This is a genomic window from Serratia sp. Res13-Sevr-LER1-36-b, assembly GCF_015673035.1.
GTDB lineage: Bacteria > Pseudomonadota > Gammaproteobacteria > Enterobacterales > Enterobacteriaceae > Chania > Chania fonticola_C.
In genome coordinates this window covers 162,767-179,233 of record NZ_JADACK010000017.1, presented here as the reverse complement: position 1 = coordinate 179,233, position 16,467 = coordinate 162,767, and the positions used below count along the sequence as shown (strand labels likewise).

The 16,467-nt window shown below is 46.6% G+C and carries 8 protein-coding genes; 6 read left to right on the top strand and 2 right to left on the bottom strand.

Annotated features, from left to right (window positions below; all coding sequences use genetic code 11):
- The first annotated feature begins 310 nt into the window (after window positions 1-310).
- The 6 genes from IMQ33_RS10820 (at window position 311) to IMQ33_RS10795 (ending at window position 12,377) form a co-directional block, all read left to right on the top strand.
- Complete coding sequence (locus IMQ33_RS10820) at window positions 311-1,840, top strand: hypothetical protein (protein WP_196062454.1); 1,530 nt, start codon at window positions 311-313, stop codon at window positions 1,838-1,840.
- Between the two features lie 20 nt (window positions 1,841-1,860).
- Window positions 1,861-2,301, top strand: a complete 441-nt coding sequence (locus tag IMQ33_RS10815) for a toxin-activating lysine-acyltransferase (RefSeq protein WP_196062455.1) — start codon at window positions 1,861-1,863, stop codon at window positions 2,299-2,301.
- 26 nt (window positions 2,302-2,327) lie between these two features.
- Complete coding sequence (locus IMQ33_RS10810; RefSeq protein WP_196062456.1) at window positions 2,328-6,152, top strand: AMP-binding protein; 3,825 nt, start codon at window positions 2,328-2,330, stop codon at window positions 6,150-6,152.
- Window positions 6,149-10,315 carry a non-ribosomal peptide synthetase gene (locus tag IMQ33_RS10805; RefSeq protein ID WP_196062457.1) on the top strand — a complete coding sequence of 1,389 codons (4,167 nt, stop codon included), beginning with the start codon at window positions 6,149-6,151 and terminating at the stop codon, window positions 10,313-10,315. The genes IMQ33_RS10810 and IMQ33_RS10805 overlap by 4 nt, the downstream gene beginning before the upstream one ends.
- Before the next feature lie 262 nt (window positions 10,316-10,577).
- On the top strand, window positions 10,578-10,754 hold the full coding sequence (locus tag IMQ33_RS10800; protein ID WP_173409193.1) for a hypothetical protein: 177 nt from the start codon (window positions 10,578-10,580) through the stop codon (window positions 10,752-10,754).
- Between the two features lie 48 nt (window positions 10,755-10,802).
- Window positions 10,803-12,377: a TcdA/TcdB catalytic glycosyltransferase domain-containing protein gene (locus tag IMQ33_RS10795; RefSeq protein ID WP_196062318.1), complete on the top strand. Its 1,575-nt coding sequence runs from the start codon at window positions 10,803-10,805 to the stop codon at window positions 12,375-12,377.
- A 444-nt stretch (window positions 12,378-12,821) separates the two neighbouring features.
- Here IMQ33_RS10795 and IMQ33_RS10790 read toward each other — a convergent pair whose 3' ends face one another.
- Together IMQ33_RS10790 and IMQ33_RS10785 are read right to left on the bottom strand one after the other, a co-directional pair.
- Window positions 12,822-14,921 (bottom strand): peptidase domain-containing ABC transporter, encoded by a 2,100-nt coding sequence (locus IMQ33_RS10790; protein WP_196062317.1) that lies wholly within the window; start codon window positions 14,919-14,921, stop codon window positions 12,822-12,824.
- The gene (locus IMQ33_RS10785) at window positions 14,914-16,200 is read right to left on the bottom strand and encodes an HlyD family secretion protein (RefSeq protein WP_173409190.1); all 1,287 of its coding nucleotides are present in this window, start codon (window positions 16,198-16,200) and stop codon (window positions 14,914-14,916) included. Before IMQ33_RS10785 ends, IMQ33_RS10790 begins: the two co-directional genes overlap by 8 nt.
- Between the last annotated feature and the right edge of the window lie 267 nt (window positions 16,201-16,467).

Here is a 16,467-nt window from a genome sequence, read left to right as displayed (position 1 = left end):
GTAAAAGAAAGCCCTTAAATACGCGATTGGACTTATAACATCGGCAATTTGTGGTTCTAAAATGGCATCTTTTTTGTATGTCACCACTCACAAGAATGGAGTATACATGAGAGCATTAACGGATATTGATCTGTCATTCCTCCATGATTATGAAGGTAATAACTCATATGATCCGATACCTTGGATTTTCGATATTACAAGCACAATAGGATAATCACCTACGGCAATTTCATTAGCTGTCGAATTTCGACAGAAACGGCTGCATAGGTGTGTTCTCAGATGCTGGAAAAATGATAATAAGGAAATTAAAATGATCAGCCTCTCTGCACTTAATGAGTGTCTAGTTCCCTTTACGGCAAAAAAGATAGATACCCAACTACTTTGGAGCAATGTTTTAGACGACGATGAATTGGCAGAACTGAAAACGGCAGCCAGTTATCTTATCAAAGATAATAAACAGCATTCTCTTTTCGATCCCTGCACCCCGCTTTTAGCAGATGAAAAATTATTTTATGCCGAACGCTACGGCGGAGGAGCTATCTCACGCAATGGCGGCGGTGCTCGCTGCGGTTTCGATGGCCGCTGGCAGGTTAAAGGCATCGGTGCCAATGCATTGGTCGGTAGAGGGTCCAAACAGGTCGATGGTGAACTAACGTTGACGGGGGCAGTGCTAGAAGCGCTATGGGGAAACTTAATGGCCAAGTTGCTTCCATATGGTGCTGTACCCAATAAAGCGATATTACTGGCTGACAATATCAGCGTTAAAAATGCGCCATCGGCGTCGTCAACGGTGCATGAGCGTCGGGCTTTATTGGTGCGTGAACCCATGATTCGCCCCGCCCATTTTTGCCGCGCTCCGTACTACCAACCCCATGCAGCAATGCTCTCGCAGCCAGCGGATGCTATCCGAGTGGAGAAATTGATCGCGGTCGTTCCCTCTCTATTACCGCGCCCTTTGACGCTAGATGAAGAACAATGGCTTACGTTGCCGCAAGAAGAACGGGCCTTATATGGCCTTTGCGAGCTGGCCAAACGTCTTGCTACCCAGATCGCCTATTGTCGCAGTCGTCATCTGGTGATGATGACATCGCCATCCAATTGCGATATGCAAGGTCGACTGCTCGATTTTCACGGCATGCGCAGCGTGTTTCCCGGTGAACGACAGGAGGCTGGCCGCAGCTATATTCAGCACAAAAAGCTGAACGAGGATGCGCCGTTACTGCTGCAAGGCGTACTGGATCTTGGCTTTTATCTGGCCAAGTACCGATTCGGCCCAGAATTTCTTGCTGCAACACAACAGGGTATTAATGCTTCTTTCAACTTCACCTATGGGCAGACTTGTTTGCTAGAGAACCTCGCAATAGCGGGTTTTGATAAAACGTTTTTACAAACGTTGATACTTACCGATGACTTGATAGCCTTCGGCGTTCGCCTGCAAAACATATTTGACTTGTCCGCTGGCATCTTCACCCAGCGGCAAGGTCTGGGCCAGGGAAATACGCATCCGGCTATCACCCTGCTACACCAGTTGGTCGACGCTTCCGCAAACGGCGTTTCTACACAAAATTCTGCGACAGCGGAGGAGCGATTCTCGCAAACTTTCCATCAGCTATGTGAGAAATATCTCCACGAATCGCGGTCAAAGGGCAAAAGCAGTACTGAACTGCATAAAGAGATGAAAGATACCGTCAGCAGGAGGCTGGGTTCTCGTGCCTTTATGAACCGTGAAACCATCTATCAGGAAATAGCAGGTTGGCACGGTGAAATAGATAAGATCACCGAACAATTGCAGACATACCAAATGCGCTTCGAGCGCCGGGCGATAAATGTGTTGCAATAATAAGTCTAAGGAGAGATTTAGTGAGCTTTGTCAAAGAAAACTGCCACGGTAGAAGTGAATTCAACCAATATGAAAACTTAGGTTTTGCCCTTAGTTGCATGCTAATGAATAGCAATTACAGTTTGTATCATGTCAAAACACTGCAACTATGGACTCAACAAGCCATCAATCAGAACCAGTTCAAGATCCTGTTCGATCATCTGGACAACCCTTTAGGATATATTACCTGGGCCTATTTTAGAGAAGATACATTGGCACGTTTCATCAGCGAACCATCATTCATCCCCCATAACTCCGAATGGAACGAAGGAGGGGCGCTATGCATTTTGGACTTTTGTTGCCAACCTGGTAGTGCCCGACTGTGCATGGACTATCTTGCAGGCATAGCACCGATAATAGATAACGACACCGTTTTTTGGCGTGCAAAAAGATCCGGAAAGCTGATGGTTGTGAAAAAATAACAACGACAAAGTCGGAGGGAGGAACCATGATCAAAAATAAATTACTGGATCCGCAGGTTGGGTTTTATTACGGTAACAAGGTCAGCAACGACAAGTCTATTTATAACATCGCTGAATATGTTGAAATATGTCACCCGCTAGATATCGCGCGAATGAAGGACGCCATTGATTGGGTGTTCAGCCAAACGCCAACGCTTTATACAATGTTTGCAGAAGATAATGGGGTTCCTTATCAATGCACCACAGTGTGTAACGCTGCGATGGAGTTAGTGGACCTATCGCATCATGGTGATAGCATGGCCGTTGCTCTTGCGCTAATGGAGGAAGATGCCGGGCAGCCATTTTTGTTGAATACACCACCACTATTCAGACAAAAAATCCTGTCGCTGGGTGAAAACCATTTTCTATGGTACTTCTGCAGTCATCATCTGCTGCTCGATGGCTATAGCGCCTATCTGCTGATTCATCAAGTCGCTGAAACCTACCGAAATTTGCCCTTGCAGCCACAGAGGTTATCCGAAACTCCGACACTCGATGAACTGCTCAAAGCAGAGTCCGAATACAAAATTTCAGCGGGCTATCAGGCGGACAAACAATTTTGGCATAAGACCTGTTCCCAGCTACCAGTCCCAACGACACTAGCACGTACCAACATGCCGTCGGGGCGGGTTATCCGTCACACAGAGTCTTTTCTGTGCTCGGCTAGTCTCTTCTCACTGCAAACCAACCAGCCTTCCTGGATGGCGAGGATCCTGGCTGCTGTGATGGTCCATCTGTATTTTTGCACTGGCGAAAACGCACCGGTGATCGGCATCCCCATGATGGCGCGCAAGGGGCATCTTGCACGCCAAGCATTAACCTGCCAAACCAACGTACTCCCGCTGGCCATAGACATTAAAGAAACCACCACCGGGCTACAGTTGGCGCATGAAGTAGAGCGCAAACTTAAACAGATCAAAAAACATCAGGCATTTCGCTATGAAGAGATAAAAAGCATGCGGGGCAACGCCAGCCACTCGCCGTTGTTCAATATAGTGGTCAATATCATTCCCTTCGAGGCATCGACTTCGTTTTCTCCCACGCAGCGTAGCGTAGTACGCAACATACGCTCGGGAGGCGCTCAGGATCTGGTATTCAATTTACGTCCCGATATCAATAGCCAGACACTTCGCTTGGAAATCGACGCCGACTCGGGGCTTTATGATCGAGCTAGCCTGGCACGACACAGCCTGGCGATACAAAAGCTGTGCTCATTGCTGCACAGCGAACAAGAAAACGCCTCTGTTCGACAACTAAGGCAGCATTTCCCACTTTCTTTGTACGGTAAAGAACACGATAGCGATGTCGTTGATGTCATGCAACGCATTGAACGCACGGCTACTCATGCACCACAGAGCCTCGCTATTTGTACGCCGGAACATCCTTCAAAGTCTCTTAGGGAACTGTCTTACGCGCTTTTGCAGCAGCAAGTGATCATCTGGTCCAATTTGCTGGCCTCTGTCCGCGCAACAAATACAGCTCTGTTGATCGACCTACCCAAAGGGCCAGAGGCCGTGATCTTTATGCTGGCTTCACTGCAATTGAATATGCCGTTCGTTAATCTGAACTCGAACGCCGATGACGTAGAATATCGCCGTTTGCTAGAGCAATTTGACGATGCCATTTTGATAACCGCGCGCACGTTGAATCGCCATTCACTGCTCCGCGCCTCGTTCCACTGGCAAAGTTTGGCGCTGGCTGTACCAAAGGATTACACGCATTGCGCCCTTTTCCATCGTCGGATGCCTGCCAACAATACCGAGTTTCCCGCCGGGATCGGCTATATCATGTTTACATCCGGCACCACCGGGGTACCCAAAGGTGTTATCTGCGGCAGATGGGCGCTTAACGTTTTCACCGCCGCTGCAATCGAACGCTACAACATTGAAGCGCACGATCGCGTCTTGCAATTTGCTCCTCTGCATTTTGACGCCAGCATAGAAGAAATTTTTATGACGTTAGCAGTTGGCGCCAGTCTGTATATAGCTCCCGACGCCTCAGCGCACAGTTTTCCTGACTTGTTAGAATTCTGCGCAACGCATCGCCTTAGCCTGTTGGATCTCCCCACCGCTTATTTTAACGAGTTACTGTTTGCACTCGGAGGAGAACTGCAATTGCCGGCAACGGTCAAAACAGTGATCGTCGGAGGGGAAAGCCTTTCGGCGCGCGCCAAGGAGCTCTGGTTCTTACAGCCTCCCTGCGGTAGGCGATTAATCAATACCTATGGCCCGACCGAGGCAACAGTGGTGGCTACAGCCGCAGAGGTCAAAAACGATGATGCCGCCATTACAATCGGCTCCCCGCTCAGCGGCGTATTTGTAGCGATCGTCGGCGAGAATCTCGCAACGGTTCCACTGGGGTGCAGCGGCGAACTGTTAATCGCCGGGGCTACTGTCTGCTTGGGGTACCTAAATCAGCCAGCACTGAGCGCGGAAAAATTCGTGACGATTGAGATGGGCGATCGACAAATACTCGCCTATCGCACCGGTGATATCGCCTGCTTGGATCAGGACCGGCAGCTATTATTCCTTGGGCGCAAAGTTCACGAAACAAAAATCGCAGGCAAGCGAGTCAACATGCGCGAAATAGAAGCTTGCATCGGCAGGCTCCCCGGCGTTGTCGAAGTCGCCGTGTTGGCAAAAAGTGGCGACACTGGCGCAGTGCTTTACGCGCATTATCACAGCCCGCAACCGCTGGATGAGCTTAGCCGACGCACGCTGTTCGGGATGCTGCCCAACTCGCACATTCCCAAAAGCTTCATACATCATCAAACGCCACTGGTAAAACTGCCTAACGGCAAGATCGATTATCGCACGCTTGAACGGCACTCCGTGGAATCAACGCTGAAAGATGAGTTGCACTCAACGACGTTCAACGCATTAGTCCAGGAAATTTGGCTGAGGACGTTGGGCAGTGAAGATGGCGATTTTTTCACTCTCGGCGGTGAGTCCTTGCAAGCGATAAAAATCATTAATGCACTTAACGCTTACTGTCAGTTCGATTTGAACCTGCGGGATATCTTTGAACACCCGAGCCTCGCAGAATTTTGCCAACATATTACACAGCTGGCACTCTCACGTTATGGGCTAAGTCAACACCATCTGGATATTCGCTGCGCCATCAGCCGCTGTCTATCCGTCAATGCGAACTCGTCGACAAGCCCCGTGCTGTTTTTCCAACAGCCCGAAGGCCCAGACGAACGCCGTTTGCTGGAGACCCTCCCCTCCGAACATAACGCGCGCATTCTCACGTCGCAGGAAGATGCTCATTGCTATACAGGGCAACTGCTGGCCGCCGCAGTATTTAACGTGCCGGAAGCACCTCTGCAATATGCAAGCTGGCTCAACACCCTACCTCCATTGTTGCACGCACTGGCGGGGAAAGTGCAAAAAATGATCTTTCTGTGTAACGCTTCAAGCAGCACCAAGATCACGCAAGATCTATTGAACGGGTACCGGCACGAAAAGCTGCTGTTGCTGCGCAAAGCCGATCACAGTCTTAGGTTCATCGATGATGGCTTAGTCGAACTGATCGCCCTTTCAGCACAGTTGGGATACTTTCCCCATATTCGATTTGATACCACCAATGAGAGGCTGCGAGGTTGCGTACTTAAGAGTCTCGGCATCGACGATGGAGAGAGTACCGATCACCAAACTGCTTTCGCTGCGGTACAACACAGGAACCCTGGGGTACAACTTTGCGACTTGTCTTACTGGCTCAATTTAATTGCCGCGAACAGCAAGCAGCAGCCATGTCATGGACGCAGTGACAAGCTAGACGTAACCCCCCTTAGGGAAGGAGTGAGTTTATGAGCGTAGCAGGCCTTATACATCTGATGAAAATGGCAAAAAAAGGTGCCAACTTCGGCAAGCTATCGCCACAGCATCTGGAAATCGGCAATATCTCCGATGCCGAAATCAATGCCGCGCAACCAGACATAGCAGCATTTCTGTCTACATGCACACCGGCTAAATCCGCGCAAGACGAAGGGAAAAAACCGAACTATCTCGTCAACCGTTATGCGGGACAATACCTCTGGCTATACGAAAACTTCACGAAAAATAGCCCCATGTATAATATCCCGATAGCCAAGGAGATCATCGGAACCTTTGAGCCCGCACGCTTGATTTCCGCGTTGAAAAAAATGCTTAAACGTCATGCTGCGCTATGCGGTCACTATCAGCTTGACGGTGAAAACATCGCCGTCGATATCGTTTCCCCCGATACGACCATTTTTGAACGTTGCCTGGAAGATATCAACACGCTTGATGAAGAGGCGCAGCAAAACAGCGTGATGTCCGCTCTGGAAGCACAATGCAGCGTTCCGTTCAATCTTCGCGCAGAGCTCCCACTGCGTTGCCGTATCCTGAGAAAAAACGCGCAGCACCACTATCTGTTTTTGACCTTCCACCATTGCATAGTGGATGGCTGGACTGCCAACTTACTGGTTGACGAACTCAGCCGTGACTACTGTTCTGATGAAGAACATCGTCCTCAGTATGACGACAGCCATGCTTTTTTCCGCTTCCTTGAAGATCCTTTTCTAACCGTCGCAAACGTCAATGAGAGCCTTGAGTTTTGGCTCGATGAGCTGCGCTATGCTCCGGAAAAACACTCATTGGGCTATGACATCGCCATTGCTGCAGCGGATAAAGCGCAAAACATCGTCAGAGAATCGCTGGCGGGCGATTTGCAGCAAGCTTTGGCGCAACAGGCTAAATGCGCCGGTACGTCACTGTTTACATTGCTACACACAGCCTTCGCTCTGCTGATCGCTAGGGAGTCGGTTTCGGAACGCGTGGTCATCGGCAGCCCTGTCGCCAACAGAAACGAACCGGCATTAAACTCTGCCGTCGGCAGTTTCGTTAACACTGTAGCTCATCAATTTCATATCACTATTGACGACAACTTCAGTACTTTATTGCAAAAATGTGCCGATAAATTTGCCCACGCATTTAAGCATCAGGGACTGCCTTTCTCCTATTTGGTTGAACAATTGAAACCTGCACGCGGCAAATTTCATCCCATTTTCCAGATCATGTTCGTTTGCCAACATCGCAAAAGCAACGAACTGATTTTTGGTTCAGCGCAGGTTGATACGCTACCAAGAAATTATGCCCCGCCTAAATTTGATCTGGTGCTGGAAGTCATCTCCACCATGGACGGCATTCAATTTGAATGGCAATACAACGCCAAGCTGTTCGCACCTCAACGCATCAAAGCATTGTCGCAGGCTTACGCGCTACTGCTGGAGCAAATTTCACACGATCCCATGCAAGCCGTCGGCCGTTACTCCCTAACGCCAACTGACGATATCGCGCAATTACGCAAGCTTTCTATGGGCGCGGAGATGCCGGAGTTTCTTCACCAAAACCTTTCGCAGCAGCTGTGGCGCGCCGGTAACGAACATGCAGCCCTGCCAGCATTGATCGAAGGTGAGCGCGTGTGGAGCTACGATGAACTGCTGCATCATGCTAGTACAGTCGCATATTGGCTGGAAACTCATACTGTTCAGGAAGCACTGATCGCTATCGATCTCCCTCGCGGTGCGCTGCAGGCCATTGTGGCGCTCGGTATCCTTCTGTCAGGCCGCGCTTATTTGCCTCTCGCAGAGGGACTGCCGGACGCACGCGTCGCTGACGTTATCCGGTTGTCGGGCTGCAATTGGGTTATCAATACCGCATCACATAGGCACTCTCGTTATCCGTTGGATACCCATTATCAGGATCTGGATACGATATTTTCCACATTCCGCTTGCATGATGAATTTCATTTCACTCAAGGGAAAGCGCATGATCTCGCTTATGTCATTTACACCTCGGGGACAACAGGAACGCCGAAAGGCGTGGCAATCGAGCATGGTGCCGTCACCAACACCCTGTTAACTATGAACTGGCTGTTCCATGTTTCTCCTCGGGACAACATATTAGCCATCGCGGATTTGGCTTTCGACCTGTCGGTTTACGACCTATTCGGCAGTTGGTTAGCGGGTGCCACGGTCATCAGTTTGTCGGCGCAAGACGCAAAAGAACCAGCCTCATGGCTGATTGCAATACGGCAAAACCAGATTAGCATCTGGAACTCTGTCCCCGCCATATTGCAAATGCTGCTGCAATATTGTGAGCAGGAAAACATCGCTTCCTTGCCTGAATTGCGACAAATCTGGTTGAGCGGAGATCGCATTTCGCCACGGTTGATCGCACAAGCGCACAGACTATGCCCCAACGCGTGCATCACCAGCTTGGGCGGTGCGACTGAAGGGGCGATCTGGTCGATCTATCATCCTCTTACGCGAGATACACAATACAGAAAAGCAATACCTTATGGTGTAGCTCTGCCCAACCAGAACATGTGGGTATTGGATGAAAATCATAAGCCGTGCGGGTATGGCGCAACGGGTGATATCTATATCGGTGGCACTGGGGTAGCACGCGAATATTGGCGCGATCGGCAAACCACCTCCGACAGTTTTATTGCGTGCTCAGAGCTCGGTGGCCGTCTGTACCGCACAGGCGATCGCGGTCGTTGGAATCGCTGCGGCTATATCGAATTTCTTGGCCGCGAAGACCAACAGGTTAAATTACAAGGATTCCGTGTCGAACTAGGCGATATCGAGTTCGTTATTAAAAACAACGCACTGGTTTCGGAAGCATGCGTAGTATGCTGCAACGATCAAGACAGTGGCATACGTCACCTAGAAGCTTATATAGTATTGACGCCAGAGGGAAAATCGAGTGCGCAAGCGGAAGTGCAACTGCGAGAACATGTGGCCTCCGCGCTACCTGCCTATATGGCGCCAACGCGATACCACGTGATCGAACACTTCCCACTCTCCCGCAATGGGAAATTGGATCGTTCATTATTATCCTCGAAAGACGCTCTGTTACAGGCACAACCTGGCCCCATCTCTCCAACGATCACGGCTGAGTTGCAACATCTACAAATGCTACTGGCAGAAACGCTGGGTTGCGAGCCCAATCGGATAGATCCCCACGCTAATTTCTTCGGCAATGGCGGCAGTTCGCTGTCCGGCATTACCTTCTTGGGGAAAATTAAGCGAGCCTTAAACGTCGAGCTGACGCTGGCGGAAATTCTTGGCTACCAACAGCTAACGTCTCTTGCCGAACGCATTCATCAGAATAGCCCGTTAGCGCTGTCGGTACTGTCCGAGACGGTAAACAGTCCTTCACTGCCTACACTGTATTTGGTGCATGGTGCTGGTGGACAAATTCACCAATACAGCAGATTGATACAGAAGTTGTCTCCTTATGCCAACGTCAGAACGATCGCCAGTCCGGGATTGGCGGGGCCAGGAGACAGCGTCTCCGTGACCATGCAGCAGTTGGCTGCCGCGCATTTAGCTAGCATTCCACAAAGCGAACGTGCATCGGCAGTGATCGCAGGTTGGTCGTTGGGCGGTCAATTAGCCATCCATATGGCGGCCTTAGCCACACAGCAAGGCGAGTCATTTGCGCATGCTGTCGTCATCGACAGCAGTTTACCGTCGTCATCCCCGTCGAAGAAACGTCACTTTAGCGTCGCACAGTGTTATCTAAACCTTTTCGACTCTCTCGGTATAGCTCGTCGTTTATACCAGCCTGGAAAAACGCCACCTCAGAGCAATGCTATCGACGAAGTCAGGGGGCACTTCGTTTTGAATCAGTCTGTCCTTGCTGAAAAAATTACGCTTGAGCATGCTGAAGCCTTTTGTTTGGCGATAAAAAAATCGTTCGAACTGACTGATAGCGCAGGTGAACTACCGAAACTCAACATTCCGTTGACGTTATGGCTTAACCAGGAACGATTACGTAAACAACCCGACCTTTCACAGAGGTGGAGAGCACAATCATCTCATAATGTTAGTATCACCTGTTGCGCAGAAACGCATTACAACATTCTTGACAGCACATTTCTTAATAATACGTTGAAATCTCTATTGCTCAATTTGCAATGTCTGATAGAAGAAATGCGATAGAGAACATACCAAATATTTAGCAGCTATTTTTATTTGACACATTTGGTTTTTAACATTATCAAATACTATTTTATAACAGGAGGTGTACCAAAAAATTAATCCTATCCGTGTCTGATTTCGCTCGGTTTTTACTTAATTAGAGAAAATCGAACATTCGATATATCTAATCCTTATGTAAAAAACCAATTCAGTCAGAGCATTGCAACATGCGGGTTATGCACACCAACCCTCGAAATAACACACTAAATATAGAGAGATTAACATGAAGGAATTAGATAAGGAATTTCTTGAAAACGTTTCTGGTGGTTACAGCGGTATTCTTGCTGGAGCATCTGGTTTAGGCAATAACAGCCCAAGCACAAATGCTGGCACCATTATAGGTTCAAGAGTACCTAGTAATAATGGCTCTTCAAATAACAGCCACTTTAACCAGAACTGAACATTTAACCATTGAGAATGCCCTCCTTAAAGGAGGGCATTATGACAAATGAAAAAGCTAAGCGATAAAATAGCCACACTGCGAGAAAAAATTTTTTATAGCTATATAATTAAACCTAATGAAATAAAAGGGAAGCACAGCAATGAACTATTAATCCTATTAGACATACTTAAAACTGTTTACGTTGAAATTATATCTAAGTCATCGTACAACAGTAAAGAAGCCAACATAAATTCCATCGCCGAAACATTTAGCCATGCAGCTATCGCTTATGAGTCAGGGATCGCCAGCAATATTTTGAAAAGTCTTATTTTTATCGATGAGTTACTTATTTCTATAGAAAATAATTTTCATGACATTCCTATGTACATCCTGAAAAAAAAGCTATTAGCCTTATACCAACTCGCTTTCAAATCAAATACACACAAAGAATTAAACAACAAATTAATTCACTTTATTTGGATTGGTGAAATATCAAAAATTCAACTCAAGCATGTTGAGTTATGGGCAAAGCGTAATAATGACTATCGTGTTATGTTATGGATGGATCCCAAAACACTCTTAGCAGGTGAGCTATTGAAAGCAAAAAAAGCAACATTGCGTTCCGATGAAACGTCAAAGGACGAAGCATTGCGAGTACAACACCAATGTTGGTACTTTTCACAGGAGAGACATATATTTAATGACGAAATAATAGCAGAATATCTTACTGATGTATCAGGTAAAAAATTCTCGAGCCGTTGTATAAATAAAGCACGTAAAGAATTTGTTAACATCAAGTCAAGCTATCGAAACATAAAAATAATGGATATTAACACCCTAATCAGTAAATATGAAAACAGGGGGAGACTTAAAATTTACAATTTTGAAATATTCTATAGAACTAATCTCGCCGCAGCATCGGATGTGATAAGACTACTGGTTCTATCAGAGTTCGGTGGAATTTATATTGATATCGATACGCTACCTAAAATAAACATTGATTTCCCACATACTGATAGATATTTAACTGATAATAATCTGCATGATCAACACAATGAAAAAATAGAGGCAATGAAAAACACAATGACATTTGAAAAATTTTGGCAGATAGAAAATAAAGAAAGAAAAACGTTTGAGAGCAATGACTCCTTCGATAATCCAGCATTATTCAATGCCATAAAAAAGGATTTATGCAGCACTGGAAGTAACAGTGTATTCTGCAGTTTGAAAGAAATAAAAATCCCTTTCGACATACCTCTACTCAGTAGACATAAAAAAAATATCAATGTATTTTTTAGTAACGTTATAGTCGCCAACAGAAATTCAACAACAATAGACCTATCGTTAAAAATTATAAATGAAAATTATAGAAAAATATTTAGATTGGTAGAAAAAAACATCCAGAGTGACTTTATTTTCAATTATGCTCTTGATGGATACAAAAACAATTCGAGGGTAACATTGAATATCTCAGGCCCTGGGGTTCTACTAAGAGCAATTTTCTTAACAATAATTGACACCTTGGAATTACCACAAGATATACCGGAGTCTGCATTATTAGGATTTTTAAATACTCACTTATCCTTCACCGAACAGACGATGGAAACAGAGTCAGGCCTAGCTTCATCGTGGATGAAATAGAAAGCAGAGTCGAAAAATGACGACCCTGCTTATTTAGGTTATTTACTATCTAATCTAGCTAATCTTTTTTCACAATAATCATATGCGAAAAAAGCGACAACGAACTGTAAGACCATCAGAACTAAAAACATAAAACCTCCATTTCCTATTAATGGAATAGAAAAGATAACATTTTAAAGATAATAGTTCAATAAATAAACCACCAAAATATGTTATTTAGATCACTTACATACGTTTAAATGTATTATAGATAACAGCCAAGTTCAGCCGTTATTGGCCAACAAGCTCAATACCTCACCCGCATCACTGGCTAGCATAAATGATACCGCTTGTATTATCAGGATTATGTGAAATTATTAATGCATAGGATTTCATAGCTTTACGCCACCTTAAATTAATATTTACACATAGAGATAAAAGTATTTGATCACACCATCCCTATTTTCACACTAACGTAATGACTCTGTCCGCTGAGGCAATCGTCGAAGGGCGATGCGCGATGATAACGCGGGTAATATTCATTTTCGCAATAGCATCATTGATATGCACCTCATTTTTCAGATCCAAATGGCTAGTTGCCTCGTCCATAAACAATATACTTGGCCTGCGATAAAGTGCACGCGCGATCAACAATCGCTGCTTCTGTCCACCAGATAAACTGCCCCCCAACTCCCCAATTAACGTTTCGTATCCCATTGGCATCTTTTGAATATCGTCATGCATATTGCATCGGCGGGCACAAGCCTCAATACGCTGAAAATCCCACTCAGCATCAAATCCCGAAATATTTTCAGCAATCGAACCTGCCAGCAACTTGTCATCCTGCAACACGCAGGCAATACACTGGCGATAATTATTCACACCGATATTGCTGATATCCAAGCCATCAACCAGAATCGCGCCTTCATCCGGCGTCAGCAATCCGCACATCAATTTCATCAACGTGGTCTTGCCCACACCGGATGGACCGACGATCGCTACACTTTCACCCGCCGCGATGCTGAGGTTTAAGTCGGCAATAATAGGCTTGGCTAGACGATCGTATTGATAACGTAGATTTCGAATCTGAAGTTCCACCGCCTGGCCTTTAGCAAATAGCTGGCGAATTGGCATTTGCTGTTCCGGCGGCGATAATACGATATCCGCTATCCTTTCATTATGCAAACTTAGCATACGCAACTGGAGCATCATGTCGATCAGGCTGCTGGCACGGTCAGAAAATTGACCTCGATAAGCGTTGAAAGCAACAAACATCCCGAGCGTCATTTGATTGTCGATCACTAACGCAGCCCCTAACCACAGAATGATCACCTGATCGCAGGTGGCAATAAACGCGCCAAGCCCGCCAAACATCATATTCAGCTTGGTTAACTTGATACCAGCGTTAATCGTTTCCACATTCAGGTTTAACCAAAACTGTGCCCGAGTCTCGGATAATCCCAATGCTTTTAAGGTACCAATGCTATACAACGTCTCCATAAAGTGAGAACTTGCCCGCGCGCCCTTTACCAGTTGCTCTTCCGACAGTTGCCGATGATATTGGTATGTCGATAGCCGTAAGATGATGTATACCGCCGTGAAGCCGAGCACCACCCACACTAGCCAACCGCCATAAAGCAACATCATAATAAACACGCCTACTGACATGATGCCATCGATAATGCTGCTGACGATGCTGGTGGTGAAGGTGGTTCTGATTGTATCCAGCGAACCGAAGCGGGATTGAATATCACCCAGCTTGCGCTTTTCGAAAAAAGAAAGAGGCAGTTTCAGCAGATGATCGAAAACCCCCGCCTTCCACTGTACGTCTATCAGCGCCCCCATAACAATGGAAATCCACGTTCTCAGCATGGATACGCCAGTACGGAATAAAATGAAGCACAACAATCCTATGCATATCAAAGCCAAAAGGTCATGGTCACCAGCCAGGATGACATGATCCATAACCAACTGCGTGCCAACCGGCAGCAACAGGTTGATGGCTTCAATCACTATCGAAAGACAGAAGATCTTAAACAATGCCCCCTTGAGGCCGTGCACGTTGGCCATGAGCTTGCGAAAACGTAACCTGCTCTGCTGCTTGATTGGTTGAAATTCGCTGTCGGGCCACAGTTCGAGTGCTACCCCGGTGAAGTGCCGCGAGAGCTCATGCAATTCCATCACCTTACGCCCGAAAGCCGGATCGTGGATCACCGCTCGTCCGCGGCTGATACTGACCAGCACAACGAAGTGCTTCATATCCCAATGGAGGATACAGGGCATTTTCAACACCTTAAGTTCGTCGATGTTCAGTGACAGTGCGCGCGATTGTAACCTCAGTGCATTTGCGATATCGATCAATGAGGCCATCGTTGCCCCACGTGAAGAAAAGCCGTAGCGGTTGCGCAGATTGAACAGGTCGATTTGCAACCCGTGGTAATGACACACCATCGCCAAGCTAGCCAAACCGCATTCAGATGCCTCCGCTTGCAGGATCTGCGGCACCTTTCTACCAAGTGCCAAGTTCAATCTTCCAGTCAGCGTCGCGAAATAATAATCAGTCATTTATCGGTCCCATCAGACTTTTTTTCATATCGTAAAAAGGCGAAAACATCCATTGATACAAGGGCCTTTTCTCCAGGAAAAGCGTCGACTGGGCAAACATACCGTTAGTCAACTGCAGCACTTTGCCCTGATAACTGATGTGCGTTTTTTCCAGCGCGATGATGGCCTTGTAATAAGATGCCGTCTGCGCGGCCGTTTGATGCACGGGAGAACTGCTGTAAGTGGACATTTCTTGAACGGAGGCAGGAACATAAGCAATGCTATCGATCTTGCCAGGAAATTGTCCAAATTTTTCGTAGGGAAAAGCGTCATAGCGAATGTTGATGGCATCATTCGCAGAGACATAGGGTACGCTACTGTTCGGCAACCACAGCACTAACTGATAAATCGCATCGCTATGAGGGATAATCTGCACCAAACTATCGCCACTACTGACCATTTGTCCTGGCGTAACGCTTAGAGACTCGATACGACCATCGGTTGGTGCGTTAACTATCAACGCTCCGCTGGCATCTGCTTCAGCCAATTGACGCTGTAAATCATTACGCTGAAACTGGTACTGAGAAATCTGGTTATCAAAATCCGCTGCGCGCGTAACAATATCACTTTCCAGAATAGTTATTTGCAGTGATTCCTGGATATGCTGACTATACAAATTTTGGAACAGACTCTGTTGCTGATAAAATGAATATGTCTGCCCGTTAAGCTGATCTTTGGTTATCAAGCCGCGTCGTTGATATTCCTTATATGAGCGCATGTTATCTTGAGCAAAATCAACCCCTTCGCGTGCGTTATTCAGCAACTGTTTGGATTGCGAATGGGCCGCTTGATACTGCTGCTTTTGCTGGTGTAAATTCTCCAACGTCATACGTTTATTGTCTTGTAGCTTCAAAATAATGCTATCGACATGCTGTACCTGGTTTTCCAGCGCCAAACGCGTATTGGCGCTGACTTTGCCGGTATCCGTCACACGGCTGACATCTAGTTGATATAGGCGCTGACCCTTTTTGACCACATCGCCAATGCCGACAAAACGCTCTGCGATGAATCCCTGTTGTGGCGCAAACACGTTTACCGAGCGAGGAAAGGTAGTTATTTCTCCATACACATTGATGCGGCGGGTGTAGCTACCCAATATAAGGAAGGCAAGAAAGACAAGAAGAAACAATAGCGATAAAACGCCGAAGCACCAAGCAGGCATACCCGTTATCAATAACGCTTTGCCAGCCCATTTGGCCCGTTGATGTTCTGTGACTTCCTGTCTGAATAAATCCCGCATAAAATCTATTTACCGGAAAAATATTTCAAGCCAATCCTGACCCGAAAATATATACGTTAAGATACTGCCAGAAATGTACCCAGCGGGTTAGACATGCTGACTCATTTTGCAAACAGTATCGCAAGGATAACAATTCTCATTATCATATATAGCGATCTGCCATAATTCAATCTTTTTCACGCCCCATAGCTTTAGGCCCTGCTCCATCAGGGAATCCATTCAGTAAGTTGATAGCAACCACCGCAAAATGTGAAGTTGTGGTATTTA